Genomic DNA, 17,157 nt, shown 5'->3' with positions numbered 1-17,157 from the left:
CCGTTTCAGCAAGGCTTTTAATGAAGGTTAAGCGTTCGTAGCAACAAAATACCGGGGGTCTTCAATCACATTCACTTCCACAAGGCTGCCTGCTTTCTTAAGTAGCTTACGACAGTCCCGGCTGAGGTGGCGCAGATGCAGCACCTTACCAGCATTCATATATCGCTCCGCAAGGGTATCAATAGCTTCTAATCCAGAGTGGTCACTTACACGGGAATCCGCAAAATCCACAATCACATCGGTGTTATCGTCTCTGGGGTTAAACTGTTGCAGAAAGCCGGTAGTAGAGCCAAAGAACAGCGGACCGTGCACTTTGTAAACAGTCGAACCTTTCTCATCATTCTGCTTTTCCACCCGAATATGTTTTGCATGCTCCCAGGCAAAGACCAGTGCAGAGACAATCACACCCACTACAACAGCCACCGCAAGGTCCGTCAGCACAGTCACTACAGATACCAGAACCAGAACAAAGGCATCACCTTTGGGTACCTTGTTCATAATCCGGAAGCTACTCCACTCAAAGGTGCCCAGCACCACCATAAACATCACCCCCACCAGTGCCGCTACCGGGATCATCTCAATCAATGAGGAGGCAAACAGGATAAAGCACAACAGACACAGTGCCGCGGTGATGCCAGACAAGCGCCCACGACCACCGGAGTTCACATTGATCATGCTCTGCCCAATCATTGCGCAGCCTCCCATGCCACCAAAGAAACCAGTCACAACATTGGCAACTCCCTGCCCCACACACTCACGATTACTGCTGCCATGGGTTTCAGTGATTTCATCCACCATACGCAGGGTGAGCAGGGATTCAATAATGCCGATAGCCGCCAGAATCACCGAATATGGGAAAATGATGGTCAGAGTTTCCCAATTTAAAGGCACTGTGGGGATATGAAACTTCGGCAGACCACCTGCAATACCGGCCACATCACCGACGCTCCTGGTATCCAGTCCAAAGCCAATCACTAACCCGGACACCACTAGAATGGCTGCAAGGGAAGATGGAATCATCTTGGTCAGCCTGGGCAGGAAGTGAATAATAAACATGGTCAGTGCCACCAGCCCCAGCATAATGTAAAGGGCCTGCCCTTCCATAAAGGCCACATCGGCCACACTGCCTTCCAAAGAAGTACCCGCCAGCCAGCCTGGACCTGAACCAGTACCAAATTGCCCCAGCTGTGCCAGAAAGATGACAATGGCCAGACCATTCACAAAACCCAGCATCACCGGGTGTGGCACCATACGAATAAATTTCCCCAACCGGAAAATACCTGCCAGCACCTGCAAAATACCCATCAGTACAACTGTGGCAAACAGGTACTCCACGCCATGATCGGCAACCAGTGCCACCATGACTACTGCCAGAGCTCCTGTTGCTCCAGAAATCATCCCGGGCCGACCGCCGACAGTCGCTGTAATCAAACCCACCATAAAAGCTGCATAAAGCCCCACCAGCGGTTCAACACCAGCAACAAAGGCAAAAGCAACAGCTTCAGGAACAAGGGCCAGCGCGACTGTCAGGCCCGAAAGCAGATCATTTTTAACAGATGCGACTCTACTTACGCGAATATCAAACAAAAGGGATTCTCTCCGATAACCGGTATTTGAAAATTTAATACTATTTATAATAGGAGTGTTATTATTTTTAGTTAGATTTAGCCGCGCGGAGTATAAAGGCAGTTCTTTTTTACATCAATAAACGACCACGCACGCTTTCATAAAATCCCCCAAAAGCCGGTCTCTTACATTCCTCAGACTGAACTATACTGCCTCCCCCGCGTTTTCAGGGATATCACGGGAGGCCTGTATGCAGCACTTCAAACAGCAAACACTTGACACAGCCCATTCTGGCCATGCTGTGTGGCTGGTCTTTACCTTCCTGCTTCTCCTTGCCACTCTTTCCCCCTACGCCTGTGCACAGGCTCCGGGAACCGTGGTGACCCTGGAATGGCTCCACAATATGAGAAACATTGTACTGAAATTAGAATTGCCAGCAGATCCGCAAGAAGATACACCCTCCCACCGACTCTTAATCCCTACCGTCTACAAAGATACTCTCGCCATTAGCGGCTATATGAAACTGGCAAGAGGGTTCTTGTATATGCTATCTCCCCGTCAGCCCAGAGGGCGAGCACAGATCCTGATTCCAGAAGCGTTGAAGGTCACGGCATTTGCATCCGACGTTCCTGCAGATGCACCTCCCGAGAGGAAACAAGAGCTATTTGGTTTCGCCATTCATAGCTATAGAGGGGGGCAGAAAAAGTATAAGATTTTTAATGGAGAAAAGACCCAGGTTTACTCCCAGAAATCGGATTTCTCACGCGGCTTCGATGGCTATTCCAGAGCAATCGCCCTTAGCCTTTCCGAAATCCACGACAGCACTGTAGCGGGACAACTCAGTGGTGAAACAGTAGTTACGGCTTTTCCTGCCTATACCGCTGGCCCCCTGCTGGCAGTAGAAGAAGTTCCCTTAATCACCTATCTCCGCCCGCTCTATCAGGCCTCGAAAACTGCCCCTTCCCATAATGCTGACCCGGTGCAACCTCCCAGTGCACTGGAGCTTATGATGAGAAACATGAAATTGTTATCTCTTCAGAGCAGGGTTCCCGCAGAGCTGAGCAAAACAGTTAAAGCCAATGTGCTTGCAGGAATAGCACTGCTGTACCCCGAGGTTGCCCACAAAGTGCTCACCCTCACTCCCGGAACTGACTCTAAAACACAGCTCAGCACCCTGGCAGTGCCCGTTATCATGATGGCTCAGGCATTCAAGGATTTGAACATTCCGATTTCATCCATCCCCGTACTTTCTGGAGCCCACACTCGCTCTTCTGAAGAGCACGAAGCTTTGGAAGTCGTATATAGAGAGAACTTATTCCTGACGCCTGTAGCCCCACCAAATGATGCAAAAAAGACGAAGGATCCTAGTCCTAAGGCCAAAAAAAACAAAGAGCTGTGGAAACTGGAGAGCGACCTGCATAGCAAATTGCAGAAAAAGGAATCCTACGATAGTGAACTCTGGACACTTCTTCATGGGGCATTTGGTCCCCATAAATCTTTTTTATTAGTCGATCAAAGCCCTGAGATAACCCAGTTTCCTATCGTTCGAAGGGTCACACCTATGTACCATGAGGGCACCACTGTACCACAACACCAACTGATTATTTTTCAGGATCTCCCGGAACTGGAGCGCACTTATATGGTTATGGCCATCAAAAGAGTACTATCCAGACAAAACGTCTCTCTGCCTATCCCCAGACATATCGCCTTCTGGTCAGGAAGGTCCCTCCATATTCCTATAATTGTTTTTCCGGACGATACAGAACAGCTATCCAAAAAACTGACAGGCTCCCCGCACTCACTGGACACATCCCGCCATTTTCTCCGTGAGAGCCTCAAGGCACTGCAAACCCTCTACGAGAATGGCATCTACCCGTCTCATATCAACAAATTCAGTATATTTGTTCCTTCTCATAACCCTCTCGAACCACCATTTAAAGTCTTTTTCACAGCCCCCCCCCTTAGCTTTTGCGGGCCGGAGGAGACCAACTGCAAAGTCGATGCCTCCGCGCTAATTACCGTTCACCTCGAGCAGCTGATGATGACTTACCTTGAGCTGCGCACAGGCGTATCTCTGGAAACCATTTATTTAAGAAAAAAACAGATTAGCCCGTCAGATAGTTCCTCTATAGAAGAAGCTCTGAGTGAGTGGCACCTGAAACCTCAAAAAATGTGGGAAGAGTGGCTGTCATCCGCCAGTGCAATTGCAGATAAAGAAGAATTGGCTGTGATTAAAATGATGGCCGCCTCCCCCAATGAACAAACACCGACGTCAGTTTTACGCTTATTCGCTCCTGTAACGGGTACTCCTACTCTTGCACCGGCTCTTAAGGCTGGCAGGTCGAAAGCCTCCCACCCTGTAACTCAGCAGGCCTTGAAAGTTCCACTAACCCACCAAACCCAGCTTTACAAACAGGAAGCCGAAGTCATTGAGGCACCCGATCACCACTATTTGTGTTGTAGTAATGGCCATTCACTCACCCTCAGGAAAACAAAGGAGCTGGCTACAGAGTACATTGGTGTTGCTGGTGTAGCAGGTATTCGATGTGACAACTTCAAATGTCTGGATCTACAAAAGGAGCCACCAGAGCAAAAACCTATTAAGGGGGAATGGGTTATGCACTGCAGCCAATGCGGTATGGGAATGTGGGGTTACGATCAGTGTATGGAAAGCTGTGTACAGCAATTAGGTGTTCCGGGCCTACCACAAACAGTCCAATGCCCGTCCAGCCACCAGATGACCCTGATACCCGGCATAAGGGATACAAACCCTACATACACCAACCTGATCTGTGATGGAAGAGAGTGTAAAAACCAAAAACCACAGAAAAACCTGCGCGGTGTTCACCACTATACCTGCCCAGACTGTTACCAGCGAGATAAAGAAAGAGGATGCGTGGAGAGGGGATATGATCTTTGCATAGACTGTGCTGTCAATGATGCACTGTCAATCAGCAAGCCCAAGGGCAGGCATATGCATACTCTCAGCTCTGTTTATACTCGCAGTCATGGCCGGCTCTGTTCACAATGCAAAGCTGAAAATCCTGTAGGGCAACTACGATTCAGCTGCCAGTCCTGCGCTCAGGCCAAACCGCCGACACATTATTCTATATGTAAAAGTTGTGCTGCTCAGGAGCTTGGGTGGATTGGCGCTGGGCCACCCCACCCTCAAACATCGAAGTAGAACACCTCAAATAACATGCTGGCTGGGGTTTTCCGATACCCCCGCCTGGCTCAGCACTGGCTGTATGTTATTGCGAAACAGGATAAAACCCAAATAACCACCAACAATAGATAACACAGGGTTGAGCCAGTTCAACAAAGCCCAAGGCGCATAATCCAGCACGGATACATCCAGTGCAGAGGCAAAAAATGCGCCCCCTGTCGTCCAGGGAATCAGTGCCATAGTCAAGGTAGAACCTTCTTCCAGAGAACGGCTAAGAATTGAGCGTTCCACCCCAAGATTGTCATAAGCTTCACCAAACAACTGCCCACCCAGAATAATGGACATATAGGCTTCCCCCATACTGATGTTGCCAATAAAGCAGGTCAGAATGGTGACAGGAATAAGAGCTGCGCCCCGCCTGACCCGGTTGAGAAGCCCGGCTACCAGAACACGGAGAAAACCAAAGTGGCTAAGAATCCCCCCCAGGGCCAGGGCCATAAGCGCCAGAGATAATGTCCACATCATGGAAGCAATCCCCCCACGGGCCAGCAGCTTATCCAGAATGACCACGCCCGAACGCATATCACTGCCATGGAACAGGCTGGTCAGTACGCTTCCCAACTCTCTGTTTTGTAAGGTGACTGCCAGCACTACAGCACTAAGGGAAGCAGCCATCATCGCTACTTCCGCAGGCACTCGCAAACCACTGAGAAGCAGCATTATTACCAGTGGCATCACAGTCAGCCAGCTTATAGTAAATGTGTCGTGTAAACCTTGAGTGAGGGTGTTCAGGTCACTGGCGGAAAAATGATGACTGGCATTGTTAAGCCCCACCCATGCAAAAATCACCAGCACAAGACAGTACACAGGCAGGGTTGTGAAACACATACTGCGAATGTGACCATAAAGAGTGGTTCCCGCCGACATAGCAGCCAGATTTGTGGTGTCGGAGACAGGTGACATCTTATCGCCAAAACAGGCACCAGACACGATTACACCAGCAACAACCGGAGGCGGGAAGCCCATAGCCGAGCCGATCCCCATCAGTACGACACCCGCTGTACCCACCGTTCCCCAGCTACTGCCCGTGGCAATGGACATTAAACTACAAAACACCAAACTGGCCGGTAAAAAAATAACAGGCTCAATCAGCTGAATTCCGTAAAAAATCATGGTAGCTAAGGTGCCGCTTTCCACCAGAGAGGCGATCATCACCCCAATCATAATGAAAATATAAATCGCGGGAAGCGCACCTCGGATGCCTTCGTTCATGGCATCCCGTACCTCTTGATAGCTATATCCCAATACACAGGCACTTACGGCAGACACAATAATGCATCCCAGCATCAAGCTGTGGAGGCTGGTTGAAAGGAAAAACAACCCGATAGAAATAATGCTCAGAATACATAAAAACGTACAAAGAGAATGGCAAAAACCGGGGAGTTTCACCGGTTTTGAAACAGGAGCCATGGATGTGCCCTCCCGGGCAGATAACAATTGAAAATTCGCCTGACTCAACAGCCATGGCAAACCCGTAAGGCTACCATGAAGTAACTGGATTTCATAAAGCGACGTATTCAACGGACCCTGCACAGAGTCAGTCAACATCTTTTACACAAAATCGTTATGTTGTAACATTTCATGGAAACCCTTCAATCATAATCAATCCTTTGGAGTCATACATGGCGCTCTTTTCCCAAAAGCGTATTGCCACTCTTGCTGCGACAATCGCTTGCGTAGCCCTTTCTTCCCCTTCCTGGGCAGCGGAACACACCCGCCATGCAGAAAAACATGTTCACGGCTCCGGCGCTTTGAACTTTGCCATTGATGGCGGTCAGGTTTATCTGGAATTGAAAACCCCTGGCTTCGATATTCTGGGTTTTGAGACCATCAAAACCGATGAACAGCGGAACCTGCTTCAGGCTGCCTATAAAAAGCTGGGCAACGGTGAACTGTGGAGCCTGACCCCGGAAGCGTCCTGCACACTGGCCAAAGCAGACATCCTCGGCAAGGAAGACCACCACGACCATAATGATCATGGTGACCATCACGATCACGGTGATGACCACACTAAACACGAAGATCACCACGACGATCATGAGAAAGACCACGACAAGCACGACAGTCATGGCCACACAGACCACAACCACGCTGAGGGTGGCCACATGGATATCCAGGCGACTTATGTGTACCAGTGTGGCAACATCAGCAAGCTGCGCGCCTTTAGCAGCAGCAACTTCTTTAACACCTTCCCCAACAGCAGAGAGCTGAAGGTTCAGGGTCTGACAAACAACGGGCAGGTATTCGTGGAAATCAACCGCGAACGCCCTGAGGTACGTTTCTAATTATGCTCGACACTCACCCATCGGTTATTACCCTGAGTGACGTGAAGTTCAGCTGGACGTCTGGCACACCTGTGCTGGACATCCGGGAGCTTTCTATCCAGCGGGGCGAGAAGGTCTTTATTCGTGGCCCGTCCGGGTCAGGAAAAACCACCCTGCTTGGTCTGCTTGGCGGCGTACTGACGCCGGAGCTTGGCTCTGTTTCTGTACTGGGCACCGACCTTGCGCAGCGTTCATCGGCCGAACGAGATCACTTTCGCGCCGAACATATCGGTTTTATCTTTCAGATGTTCAACCTGATTCCCTATTTATCAGTGATTGATAACATCACCCTGCCCCTGAGTTTTGCCAAAAACCGACAGGCAGCCGTTGCCAAAACCGGGCGCAGCAAGAAAGAAGAAGCTATTCGTCTGCTCAAACATCTGGAACTGGACGACCCGGCTCTTCTAACCCGCAGTGTTACCGAACTCAGTATCGGGCAGCAGCAACGGGTTGCCGCCGCACGGGCACTGATCGGCCAGCCGGATATTGTGATTGCTGACGAACCCACATCCGCACTGGATACCGAAACCCGGGAAGCCTTTATCCAATTGCTTTTCACCGAGTGCAAAGCGGCAGGCAGCACTCTGATATTTGTAAGCCATGACGCAACACTGGAAAGTTTGTTCGATCGCTCCATCGCCCTGCAGGAACTGAACAAGGCCGCCACTCCAGCGAAAAAAACCGTGGAGGTTCCCTGGTGTCTGTTATGAAGCTGGCTTACCAAAGCCTGAAAAACCGTCGAACAACCGCCCTGCTCACCATTTTTTCCATCGCCATCAGTGTTGCTCTGCTGCTAGGTGTGGAAAAAGTGCGGGTAGAAGCGAAGAACAGCTTTACCAGCACCGTGTCGGGTACCGACCTGATTGTCGGTGCCCGCAGCAGCTCCCTGAACCTGTTGCTGTACTCCGTATTCCATATTGGCAACGCTACTAACAACATTACCTGGGAAACTTATCAGGATTTGTCGTCTGATCCGGCTGTTGCCTGGACTATTCCCATTTCGCTGGGAGACTCCCACAAGGGTTACCGAGTTGTGGGCACCTCTCAGGATATGTTCAAACACTTTCTTTATGGTGATAAAGAACATCTGTCGTTTGTAGACGGCAAGCCCTTCAACGATGTATACGACGCGGTTCTTGGTTCCGAAGTGGCCCAGACCCTCGGCTATCACATAGGTGCCCAGATTGCCCTCAGTCACGGTATTGAGAAGAAGAGTCTGCAAAGCCATGACGATAAACCTTTCCACGTGACCGGTATTCTTGCTCCCACCGGCACACCGATGGACCGGGTGATTATGATTTCACTGGGCGGTATGGAAGCGCTGCATATCGACTGGGTGAACGGTGCGCCACCGGTTGCAGCTTTCGCCATCTCGGCTGAAAGGGCGAGGGCCATGCACCTGCAGCCTTCCAGCATTACCGCTTACTATGTGGGTCTGAAATCCCGCATCGCAGCCTTCCGTTACCAGCGCAGTGTAAACGAGTACCGCCAGGAAGCGCTTTCCGCCATCCTGCCCGGTGTGGCCCTGGGTGAACTCTGGAAGCTGGTTGGTTCTGCTGAAAAGGCTTTGCTGGTCGTTTCCGGCATGGTTGTTGTTGCTGGCCTGCTGGGAATGCTGACAACGATTCTCACCTCCCTCAACGAAAGACGACGAGAGATGGCTATTTTGCGCTCCGTGGGTGCCCGCCCCTGGCATATCTTTGTTCTGATGATTACCGAATCCCTGATTTACGGCGTCGTTGGCACCGCACTGGGTTTTGCCTTTACCTACGGCCTGTTATTTGCGGTACAACCCGTGGTACAAAGTTACCTGGGGCTCCACCTTGCCATTACCCTACCCGGTCAATTTGAAAGCCTTCTGGCAGGCTTGATCGTCGTGGGCGCAACAGTACTTGGTGCTATTCCAGCCTGGCGGGCTTACCGAAACTCTCTGGCCGATGGCCTCACTGTAAGGATTTAATAACGAGCATTTGGGATGCATAACACCGTTAAAAAAGTAAAAACCAGTCTGCTGACATTGGTGTTTGCCTTTATCAGCACAGCCACGCTGGCGGCAAATGCACCAGCAAAAGCCACCGGCAAAGTCACGATTTATGAAGAAATTACCTGGGAAAGGCTGATGCCTCCCGTTGATGAAGGCATGGTTAAAAAATGGGAAGACGGGAAACTAAGCCGGGAAGATGTGATGGATTATATGGAGGTGTTAGGGAACACCCCCGTTATGAAAATGGATAAAACCCAGGTTAAAATTCCCGGATTCCTTGTCCCACTGAATATGGATAAGAATCAGGTCGCGACAGAACTGCTTCTGGTTCCCACCATGGGTTCCTGTATTCACGTACCGCCACCGCCACCCAACCAGACAATTTATGTCCACTACCCCAAGGGCATGAAGGTGACCGAAGCCGGTTATACCCCCTACTGGCTGGAAGGAACTTTGAAGGTGGAGAAAAACACCTCTGATTACACCGATACCCTCTATGGTTTCAGTGTCACCAATATTGTCGAGTACGAATAATCAGGAGTACTTCTTTGAGGGCTTGAGGTTATAACTCAAGCTCTCGTAAGGAGGCTCCACCACTCCTGAACGACGATTGATTACCACCGTCAACCGGAAGAACAAGTTACAAAGCATATTTCCCATTCGGTGAAGTTCATCAGGCACATCAATGCCAGCAGCATCCACTTTTACCAGTGCTCGCACGACTTTTTTGGACAGCGAGCGCGCCATATGCAACAGTTGAACAGCGTGTCCGCCACGGGGAAGAACAAAACCCTTTAGCTGCCCTTCAATCTCCTTTTGGTAGCGATCAAAGTATTCCGCCACCCACTCAATCTGCTCTTCAAAAATGGCCTGTTTGCCACGAATGGAACCATTCATGTGAAAGATGCGGGGCTGAAGGGCTGTCAGGAAATCATAAATATCCCCGAAATTCTCGTCCCCTTCCAGTTCTGTAATCACACCACCCAGCAGAGTGCACAGCTCATCCGTCAGAATCTCGTAGTCACAAAGGGGGGAGTCCTCGTAGATAAACGGATAACAGAGTTCACGGATATTGCCGGAGTATTTCAGAGTCATAGCCTGCACCTGAGGGGTTGGAGTCTTAAATAATGGAGACGATTAAACGACAGCACACTGACACAGTGCAAGCCACAGGCTAATAACTACAAAGTGAGCACCATGCCCCACATCTACGCCTACGCCAGCTTCCCCATTGAGAACGAACCGTTTATCACCTCATGGAGCGAGGGCACGCTATTCTCAACCTGACTCTTAACCCTTAAGCACGTTTCTCCATAGAGATGGCATAGTTATAACAGCTTAAAACACACTCACCACAGCCTGTGCAGCGCTCGGTATCAACCCTGGCCTTTTTCCGATCAGACTTGCCATCAGACGACGAAGGTGGTGTTATCGCGTCCACCTCACAGGCTTCTACGCACATCTGGCAGGGGTAGCCATAACCCGGTGAACAGTTGCCGCTAACCACGGCAACAGCCTGAGCCTGCCGGCCGTTCTCTTTCGACAGCGCATCTGTGGGGCAGACCTCCACACATTTACCACAAAAGTCACAGCTGCCGCATTCCAGTATCAACACCGGCAGTTTTTTCAATACAGGATCTGTCTCTTCCGACTTGCGCAAAACCTTCTGAGGGCAGGCATCAATGCACAGATTGCATCGATCACACAGGCTCAGAAAGGTTTTGTTATCACAACTCCAGGGTGGGCGCGGATGAAAGGTTTCCGGCAGTTTGATCTCCTGGGGCTGGGCGAGATGCTTAAAGAAGTTTCGCCGTGAAGGTGACCGCACCTCCTCTTTACTGGCCTCTTCCATTAGCGATACAGCTTAACGATTTTGAACTGCGCCCCCGTCAGCTCGGCAAAACTATCCAGTGTCGCCTTACACAGCAGGCTTCCACCTTTATAGAAATCAGACCTGGCATTCTCCCCCATAATGGTCAGGAAGCGAGGCGCCCAGGTGAGTATGTGGTGTTCAAGGAAGGCCTTAGCCGCTGTAATCCACGGCTCTGCCTCTCCGCCATTGCCAGCCGCCTGCAACCCTTGCTCGGTCAGATGAGCCAGAAACGCGAACATCAGGCCGATATGGTCGTCCGGTTCGTTCTCGCCAGTATCAATCTCAACGCCGTATTCGCGGTAGAATGCTTTCACCTGCAAAGTAGGCTGGCCGCAGTTCGCCTGATCTTCGGTGAGATACACAGAACCCCATGGAGCCGCCAGCAGCGCATTAGGGCCGACAAACAGATCTGCATAATCCTGGGACAGTTCGCTCAAATGTGTATCCAGCCCGGCTTTCATGATAGCCAGAGCCTGCTGATCTTCGTCGTTCAGCTCAACGGGCCAGTGATCCAGCAAACAAACATCACCATCTCCCTGCAGAGCCTGAATCAATTCGGCATCGGGAGCCTGATGGAGAAAGCGGTAAAAGAATTGGCTGGCAATATGAAGGCCTGCCATTTGATGGAGCTGCTGCTCAGTCATTGTCTTGTATCCTGAAAAGAACTGCAGCCAGCACAGGCTGGCTGCAGATAAGGCAGTTGCCGTTACATACCGGCGCTGGCGCTGATGTGAATGTCGTAGAAGAAGATACGACCCATCACTTCAGCCACAACCACCAGCAGGAAGCAGAGTGCTGCTACGCCGGTTACCTGATGGTTGCCACGGGTTGCAGATACTGCCGCACAGATCACACCAACCATCATCAGAGCCACGCGGGCCAACATCAGTGTGGAGTGATAATCCATCATGGCCAGCGGATTGCTGTGCAGTGTCAGGCCGCCGAGATAAACGACAAAGCCCACAAAACAGGTGACTGCCACGACCAGCATCATCAGCCCGAAGGTTGCCAGACCACGGTCTGCCATCTTCTGGTAATGACCGGCACTGGCAGACTGCCAGCGCAGCAGTGTCATCGCGCCCACAGGGCCAATCACGCCCGCCGTCATCAGGAACTGGAACAAGGTCCAGCCACTGTCCCAGGTAGGCACAGTGCTCAGGGTATAAACCTGTGCGATGGCGTAAACCAGCACAAGGCCCAATACCATAGCCACGGGCAGCAGAACCTTGCGCAGTGCAGGCTGCAGGTTAAACAGGCGCATACCTGTGTAGGCGACAGCGGAAGCACCAAACAGGCTCAACGCTACAATTTCCAGGCTTAATGGTGAACTGTGGGAAACACCGTTCAACACATTAAACGCACGTACAGGTGTGCCGAGGTGGAAGATAGCCGCTGTGGCACCAATGCCAAACATCACCATGGTGGCGACAAAGGCCTTGTTCATGGCCTGTTCACCGGTTTTCGGGAACAGGATGGATACCAGCCCGAGGCAGAGGAACAGGCCCACTGCACCCTGCACCAGAACGGTAAAAATAACGAGAGGTAATTCGTTCATCCTTTACACCTCAGTTGGGTTCAGAATTGCGCCGGTGGTATCACCACTGGGGCGACTGTGGCGGCAGGTGCCAATCACTACGGACGGATGAGTGAGTGTGGGATCAGGCAGCGGTGCCACATTGGCACGGTCGCCATACTTGGCGCGCAACTCTTCAATAGGGCCAAACTCCAAAGCGCGCAGCGGGCAGGATTCCACACAGATAGGCCCAAGGCCCTGTGCGAGACGGTCGTAGCAACCGTCACACTTGGTCATGTGTTTTTTCTCTTCGCTGTACTGTGGTGCACCGTAAGGGCAGGCCATTTCACAGTAACGACAGCCGACGCATACGCTTTCGTCCACCAGCACCAGACCGTCTTCAGGTCGCTTGTGCATGGCACCGGTTGGGCATGCCTTGGTGCAGGCAGGCCGGGCGCAGTGGTTGCAACTGATGGAGGCGTAGTAGGTGAACACGTCCTGTGAGAAGGTGCCGTCGTTATTCTCTTCCCAGTTGCCGCCGCCATATTCATAAACACGACGCCAGTTCACACCTACGGGCAGCTGGTTATCGTCTTTGCACGACAGCTGACAGGTTTTGCAGCCGGTACACTTGCTGGTATCGACATAAAATCCTAATTGGGTCATAGCTAACTATTCCTTAAGCCCTTAAACCTTGGCGATCTCAACCAGGTTGGTATGTTGAGGGTTACCCTTGGACAGTGGCGTATTGCGATGGCTTGTGAGGGTGTTAATGCAGCCGCCCTGATCCACACCTTTGCGGTCTGGCGTATACCAGGCACCCTCCCCCAGAGCCATAACGCCGGGAATAATCCGTGGCGTCACTTTGGCCAGCACACGGGTTTCACCGCGATCGTTCCAGATACGCACAGAGTCACCGTTCTTGATGCCACGGGCTTCAGCGTCGCGGGGGTTAATCCACACGCCATCTATCACCGCTTCTCGCAATTCAGGAATATTGTGGTAGGTAGAGTGCACACGGCCTTTGGTGTGAAAACCAATGAGTTGCAGCGGGAACTTCTCAGTCAGGGGGTCAAGATGGCTTTCCCAAGTGGTCACATACTGGGGCAGCGGGGTGATCACATCCCCTTCTGGCAGGGTCCACTCTCTGGCAATCTGTTCCAGCCTGGTGGAGTAGATTTCGATCTTGCCAGACGGTGTACCCAGCGCATGGGTTTCCGGATCATTGCGGAAATCTTCCAGTGCAATGCGGCCTTCCTCAGGCGCTATCGTCTTGTAGGGACCATTCTTTTGCAGGTCTTTCAAACTGGGGAGCTGAGGGTCCTTCGCCATGGCACCGGCGTAGAGGTACTCGACCCATTCTTCGTGGGTACGGCCTTCGGTGTACTTCTCGCGGATACCGAAACGTTCTGCCAGAGAAGAGCAGAAGTCATACGCACTGCGGCATTCATACATGGGCTTTATCGCAGGCACCATGGGGAACACAACGCCTTGAGAGCCGGACGCGTAACCGTTAGAGGTCACCTCTGTATTTTCGAAGTAGGTTACATCCGGCAGAAGCAGGTCAGCATACCGTGCGCTTGGGGTCATGTGATTATCAATCACCGTGATGAACTCAACCAGGCTTTCATCCTTAAGAATTTCAGCAGTACGGTTGGACTGCGCATGCTGGTTCACGAAATTGCCGGAGTAACAGATGATCATTTTGATCGCGTTATTCAGGCTTTCACAGTTACGCAGGCCGTCGGTTTTGTCGGTCATTTCGTCGGCACGGATAATGGCATCAGTCCATTTGAAGAAAGGAATAGATGCCTTCACAGGGTTAGCACCTGTTGGCAGGCGTGGCACTGGATAGTTGTAGTTAGCAGGCATGTCGCCGGTGTGAGTACCGGGCAGGCCGATGTTGCCGGTGAGGATCGGCAGCATAACGATGGAACGGGCCGTCTGCTCGCCGTTAGCCTGACGCTGGATGCCAGTACCCTGCACAATATACGCAGGCTTGGCGTTGCCAATTTCACGGGCCAGCTTAATAATGCGCTTGACCGGAATACCAGTGATTTTGGCTGCCCACTCCGGAGTCTTCTCAACACCGTCAGGGCCCTGGCCCATGATGTGAGCTTTGTAGTGACCGTTCTTTGGGGCAGAGGCTGGCAGGGATTTCTCATCAAAACCCTGACAGTACTTATCCAGAAACGCCTGATCAACCAGATTCTCGCTGATCAATACGTGGGCAATGCCTTCTACCAGTGCGGCATCGGTACCGGGGCGAATGGGAATCCACTCGTCTTCCTTACCGAGCATAGTGTCGGTGTAACGAGGTTCGATGATGATGGTACGCACGCTACGCTTTTTCATAGCGTGCATGTGTTCATAGATTTCACCGCCGCCACTCATGCGGGTTTCAGCAGGGTTGTAACCGAACATCACCAGCAGGTTGCTGTTTTCAATTTCGGTAGTGTAGCTGCCAAACGCAGACGGCTTTTTGGAACCGTAGGTGTATGGCAGAGCAAACTGAATCTGGCCCCAGCTATAGTTGCCGTAGTAGTTCAGGTAACCGCCAGTCATATTCAACAGGCGACGAAGGGCATTACGGCCATCGGTACGGTAACCGGTGGTGCCGGAACCATAGGAGCAGAAGATGGAGTCGTTGCCGAAGCGTTTGGCCTTGTCCTTCAGCTGATCGGCCATCAGGTCGAGGGCTTCATCCCAGCTGATACGTTCAAAACGCCCCTCACCACGCTTGCCCACACGTTTCATGGGGTATTTCAGGCGATCGGGATTGTACACTCGGTGCTTAATTGAACGACCACGGAGACAGGCGCGAATCTGGTGCAGACCAAAGGTGTTTTCATCACCGGTGTTATCGGTTTCTACGCTGGTAATCACCCCATCTCTGGTGTGAAGACGCAGGGCACAGCGGCTGCCACAGTTAACCAGACACGCAGACCAGGTGGTTTTGGTAACATTCTCGTTTGCCTGTTCAACATTAACTTTGGCAACCGATTTGAGAGGCAGTGAGCCTGCAATCGCAGCAGCACCACCCATTGCAGACCCCCATTTCATGAAGCTGCGACGCTTCAAAGGAGAGATGAGAGTGTTTTCGATCCAACTTTTCATGAGTTGTTCCATCAGGTTTTATTAACCCTCCCGCACGGCAATGCACAGCACAAAATGAAAGTACTGAAGTAAAAGGTGAGGATTGTGATCAAATTCTATTCAGATATTAACGGAGTAGCTCTGATTTGGATCAAACAATGCTAAGTGCCCGGACCATTTAATCAAAAACATGGGAGACAGTTTCACTGCCCCCCACCAGGCTCCGTGAAACGGGTAATATCGTCCTCACCCAGATAACCGCCACTTTGAATCTCAATCAAGTGCAAGGGTAATTTACCCGGATTCGCCAGCTGATGAATTTCCCCGGCAGGAATAAAGACCGACTCATTTTCAGCAACAAGGAAAGTTTCCTCCCCCCGTGTCACTCTGGCCGTGCCAGTCACAACTACCCAGTGTTCAGCTCGATGATAGTGTTTTTGGCAGGAAAGGCTGGCACCGGGATTCACTACCAGATGTTTCACCTGAAAACGATTGCCATAATCCACCGTATCGTAAAAACCCCATGGGCGAAAAACCTTGCGGTGAGAAAGTGCTTCTTTACGGTCTTGTTGCTGAAGCCTCTCTACAAGTTGCTTAATATCCTGACTGCGACGTTTATCTGCAATCAAAACCGCATCATCTGTGTTCACCACAATCAGGTTATCCAGCCCAATACAGGCCAGTAATTTATCATCTGAACGGAACATGCAATTATTAGAATCAAGGCTGATCACATCACCGTGAATCTGGTTATTATATTCATCAGCTGGTAATACATCCGATAGCCCGGCCCAGGAACCAATATCAGACCAACCGGCATCCAATGGCGTCACCATGGCTTTGGTAGTATTTTCCATCACTGCATAATCAATAGATTCAGAAGGGCAGGCTAAAAACGCCTTTTGATCAATACGGGTAAAATCAAGATCTGACACCTGAGTGGCAGCTGCTTTTTCACAAGCGGTATAAATATCCGGCCGATAGGTTTTTAACTCCTGCAAATACACAGATGCCCGAAACAGGAACATGCCAGCATTCCAGTAATACTCACCGCTGGCTACATAGCTTTCAGCTGTCGTATGATCAGGCTTTTCCACAAAGGCCCCAACAGGTCTGGGCAAAGAACCCTCACCAGAGCCAGCTTTGATATAACCATAACCGGTTTCTGCACGACTGGGAGTTACTCCGAATGTGACCAGACTCCCCTGCTCCGCACTGTCAACACTGCCAGTCACCGCAGAGTAAAAAACGCCAACATCCTGAATCACATGATCTGCAGCCAGAACCAGTAATAAAGGATCATCTCCCCCTGTCAACGACTGGAAAGCCGCCAACGCCACAGCAGGAGCTGTGTTGCGACCCTCAGGCTCCAACAAAATAGAAGACGCCGAATATCCAAGCTGGCGCAGTTGTTCTGCCGCAAGAAAACGATGCTCCCCATTCACCACAACAAAAGGAGCTTCAACCCCATTTAAACCATCCAAACGCTGGACAGTATTTTGAAATAAAGTGAAAGAATCCACCAAAGGCTGAAACTGCTTAGGCCGGCTAAGTTGCCCTTTCTGGTTGTTTGCA

Annotated in this window: 14 protein-coding genes; 5 read left to right on the top strand and 9 right to left on the bottom strand. The window is 51.2% G+C overall.

What is annotated here, in order from left to right:
- Positions 1-27 precede the first annotated feature (27 nt).
- The gene (locus E1189_RS20575) at positions 28-1,587 is read right to left on the bottom strand and encodes a SulP family inorganic anion transporter (protein WP_155163046.1); all 1,560 of its coding nucleotides are present in this window, start codon (positions 1,585-1,587) and stop codon (positions 28-30) included.
- Positions 1,588-1,816: 229 nt separating this feature from the next.
- Between E1189_RS20575 and E1189_RS20570 the strand changes: the two genes are divergently transcribed.
- The gene (locus tag E1189_RS20570; protein ID WP_155163045.1) at positions 1,817-4,750 is read left to right on the top strand and encodes a hypothetical protein; all 2,934 of its coding nucleotides are present in this window, start codon (positions 1,817-1,819) and stop codon (positions 4,748-4,750) included.
- A gap of 6 nt (positions 4,751-4,756) precedes the next feature.
- Here the strand turns inward: E1189_RS20570 and nhaC are convergent, their stop codons facing one another.
- On the bottom strand, positions 4,757-6,202 hold the full coding sequence (gene nhaC, locus E1189_RS20565; RefSeq protein ID WP_155163044.1) for a Na+/H+ antiporter NhaC: 1,446 nt from the start codon (positions 6,200-6,202) through the stop codon (positions 4,757-4,759).
- A gap of 212 nt (positions 6,203-6,414) precedes the next feature.
- Between nhaC and E1189_RS20560 the strand changes: the two genes are divergently transcribed.
- The 4 genes from E1189_RS20560 to E1189_RS20545 are packed head-to-tail and all read left to right on the top strand — an operon-like array spanning position 6,415 to position 9,634.
- The gene (locus E1189_RS20560; protein WP_155163043.1) at positions 6,415-7,077 is read left to right on the top strand and encodes a ZrgA family zinc uptake protein; all 663 of its coding nucleotides are present in this window, start codon (positions 6,415-6,417) and stop codon (positions 7,075-7,077) included.
- Positions 7,078-7,079: 2 nt separating this feature from the next.
- Entirely contained in the window at positions 7,080-7,826 is a 747-nt protein-coding gene (locus tag E1189_RS20555; RefSeq protein WP_155163042.1) for an ABC transporter ATP-binding protein, read from the top strand.
- Entirely contained in the window at positions 7,823-9,076 is a 1,254-nt protein-coding gene (locus E1189_RS20550; protein ID WP_155163041.1) for an ABC transporter permease, read from the top strand. The genes E1189_RS20555 and E1189_RS20550 overlap by 4 nt, the downstream gene beginning before the upstream one ends.
- A 15-nt stretch (positions 9,077-9,091) precedes the next feature.
- Positions 9,092-9,634 carry a DUF3299 domain-containing protein gene (locus E1189_RS20545; protein ID WP_155163040.1) on the top strand — a complete coding sequence of 181 codons (543 nt, stop codon included), beginning with the start codon at positions 9,092-9,094 and terminating at the stop codon, positions 9,632-9,634.
- Here the strand turns inward: E1189_RS20545 and E1189_RS20540 are convergent, their stop codons facing one another.
- From E1189_RS20540 to E1189_RS20510, 7 genes are all read right to left on the bottom strand, one after another.
- Positions 9,635-10,195: a cobalamin adenosyltransferase gene (locus E1189_RS20540; RefSeq protein WP_155163039.1), complete on the bottom strand. Its 561-nt coding sequence runs from the start codon at positions 10,193-10,195 to the stop codon at positions 9,635-9,637. It lies immediately after the preceding gene.
- A gap of 202 nt (positions 10,196-10,397) precedes the next feature.
- On the bottom strand, positions 10,398-10,952 hold the full coding sequence (locus E1189_RS20535; protein ID WP_155163038.1) for a 4Fe-4S binding protein: 555 nt from the start codon (positions 10,950-10,952) through the stop codon (positions 10,398-10,400).
- Positions 10,952-11,617 carry a TorD/DmsD family molecular chaperone gene (locus tag E1189_RS20530; RefSeq protein ID WP_155163037.1) on the bottom strand — a complete coding sequence of 222 codons (666 nt, stop codon included), beginning with the start codon at positions 11,615-11,617 and terminating at the stop codon, positions 10,952-10,954. Before E1189_RS20530 ends, E1189_RS20535 begins: the two co-directional genes overlap by 1 nt.
- Before the next feature lie 62 nt (positions 11,618-11,679).
- Complete coding sequence (locus tag E1189_RS20525; RefSeq protein WP_155163036.1) at positions 11,680-12,528, bottom strand: dimethyl sulfoxide reductase anchor subunit family protein; 849 nt, start codon at positions 12,526-12,528, stop codon at positions 11,680-11,682.
- A gap of 3 nt (positions 12,529-12,531) precedes the next feature.
- Positions 12,532-13,152 (bottom strand): DMSO/selenate family reductase complex B subunit, encoded by a 621-nt coding sequence (locus E1189_RS20520; RefSeq protein ID WP_155163035.1) that lies wholly within the window; start codon positions 13,150-13,152, stop codon positions 12,532-12,534.
- A gap of 21 nt (positions 13,153-13,173) precedes the next feature.
- A complete protein-coding gene (locus tag E1189_RS20515; RefSeq protein ID WP_155163034.1) occupies positions 13,174-15,603 on the bottom strand; it encodes a DMSO/selenate family reductase complex A subunit in 2,430 nt (809 codons plus the stop codon).
- Between the two features lie 182 nt (positions 15,604-15,785).
- On the bottom strand, positions 15,786-17,157 hold a 1,372-nt coding region (locus E1189_RS20510), incomplete at its 5' end, for a mannose-1-phosphate guanylyltransferase/mannose-6-phosphate isomerase (RefSeq protein WP_155163033.1).

This window comes from Parendozoicomonas verongulae (genome assembly GCF_009711465.1).
GTDB lineage: Bacteria > Pseudomonadota > Gammaproteobacteria > Pseudomonadales > Endozoicomonadaceae > Sansalvadorimonas > Sansalvadorimonas verongulae.
This window is presented reverse-complemented; position numbering and strand designations above follow the sequence as displayed.

Bases quoted from the DNA above. Each gene is read 5' to 3' on its own strand.
- E1189_RS20530 (WP_155163037.1), bottom strand. From the start codon at position 11,617: ATGACTGAGCAGCAGCTCCATCAAATGGCAGGCCTTCATATTGCCAGC.
- E1189_RS20520 (WP_155163035.1), bottom strand. From the start codon at position 13,152: ATGACCCAATTAGGATTTTATGTCGATACCAGCAAGTGTACCGGCTGC.
- E1189_RS20570 (WP_155163045.1), top strand. From the start codon at position 1,817: ATGCAGCACTTCAAACAGCAAACACTTGACACAGCCCATTCTGGCCAT.
- E1189_RS20540 (WP_155163039.1), bottom strand. From the start codon at position 10,195: ATGACTCTGAAATACTCCGGCAATATCCGTGAACTCTGTTATCCGTTT.
- E1189_RS20515 (WP_155163034.1), bottom strand. From the start codon at position 15,603: ATGAAAAGTTGGATCGAAAACACTCTCATCTCTCCTTTGAAGCGTCGC.
- E1189_RS20535 (WP_155163038.1), bottom strand. From the start codon at position 10,952: ATGGAAGAGGCCAGTAAAGAGGAGGTGCGGTCACCTTCACGGCGAAAC.
- E1189_RS20560 (WP_155163043.1), top strand. From the start codon at position 6,415: ATGGCGCTCTTTTCCCAAAAGCGTATTGCCACTCTTGCTGCGACAATC.
- E1189_RS20545 (WP_155163040.1), top strand. From the start codon at position 9,092: ATGCATAACACCGTTAAAAAAGTAAAAACCAGTCTGCTGACATTGGTG.
- E1189_RS20550 (WP_155163041.1), top strand. From the start codon at position 7,823: ATGAAGCTGGCTTACCAAAGCCTGAAAAACCGTCGAACAACCGCCCTG.
- nhaC (WP_155163044.1), bottom strand. From the start codon at position 6,202: ATGGCTCCTGTTTCAAAACCGGTGAAACTCCCCGGTTTTTGCCATTCT.
- E1189_RS20525 (WP_155163036.1), bottom strand. From the start codon at position 12,528: ATGAACGAATTACCTCTCGTTATTTTTACCGTTCTGGTGCAGGGTGCA.
- E1189_RS20555 (WP_155163042.1), top strand. From the start codon at position 7,080: ATGCTCGACACTCACCCATCGGTTATTACCCTGAGTGACGTGAAGTTC.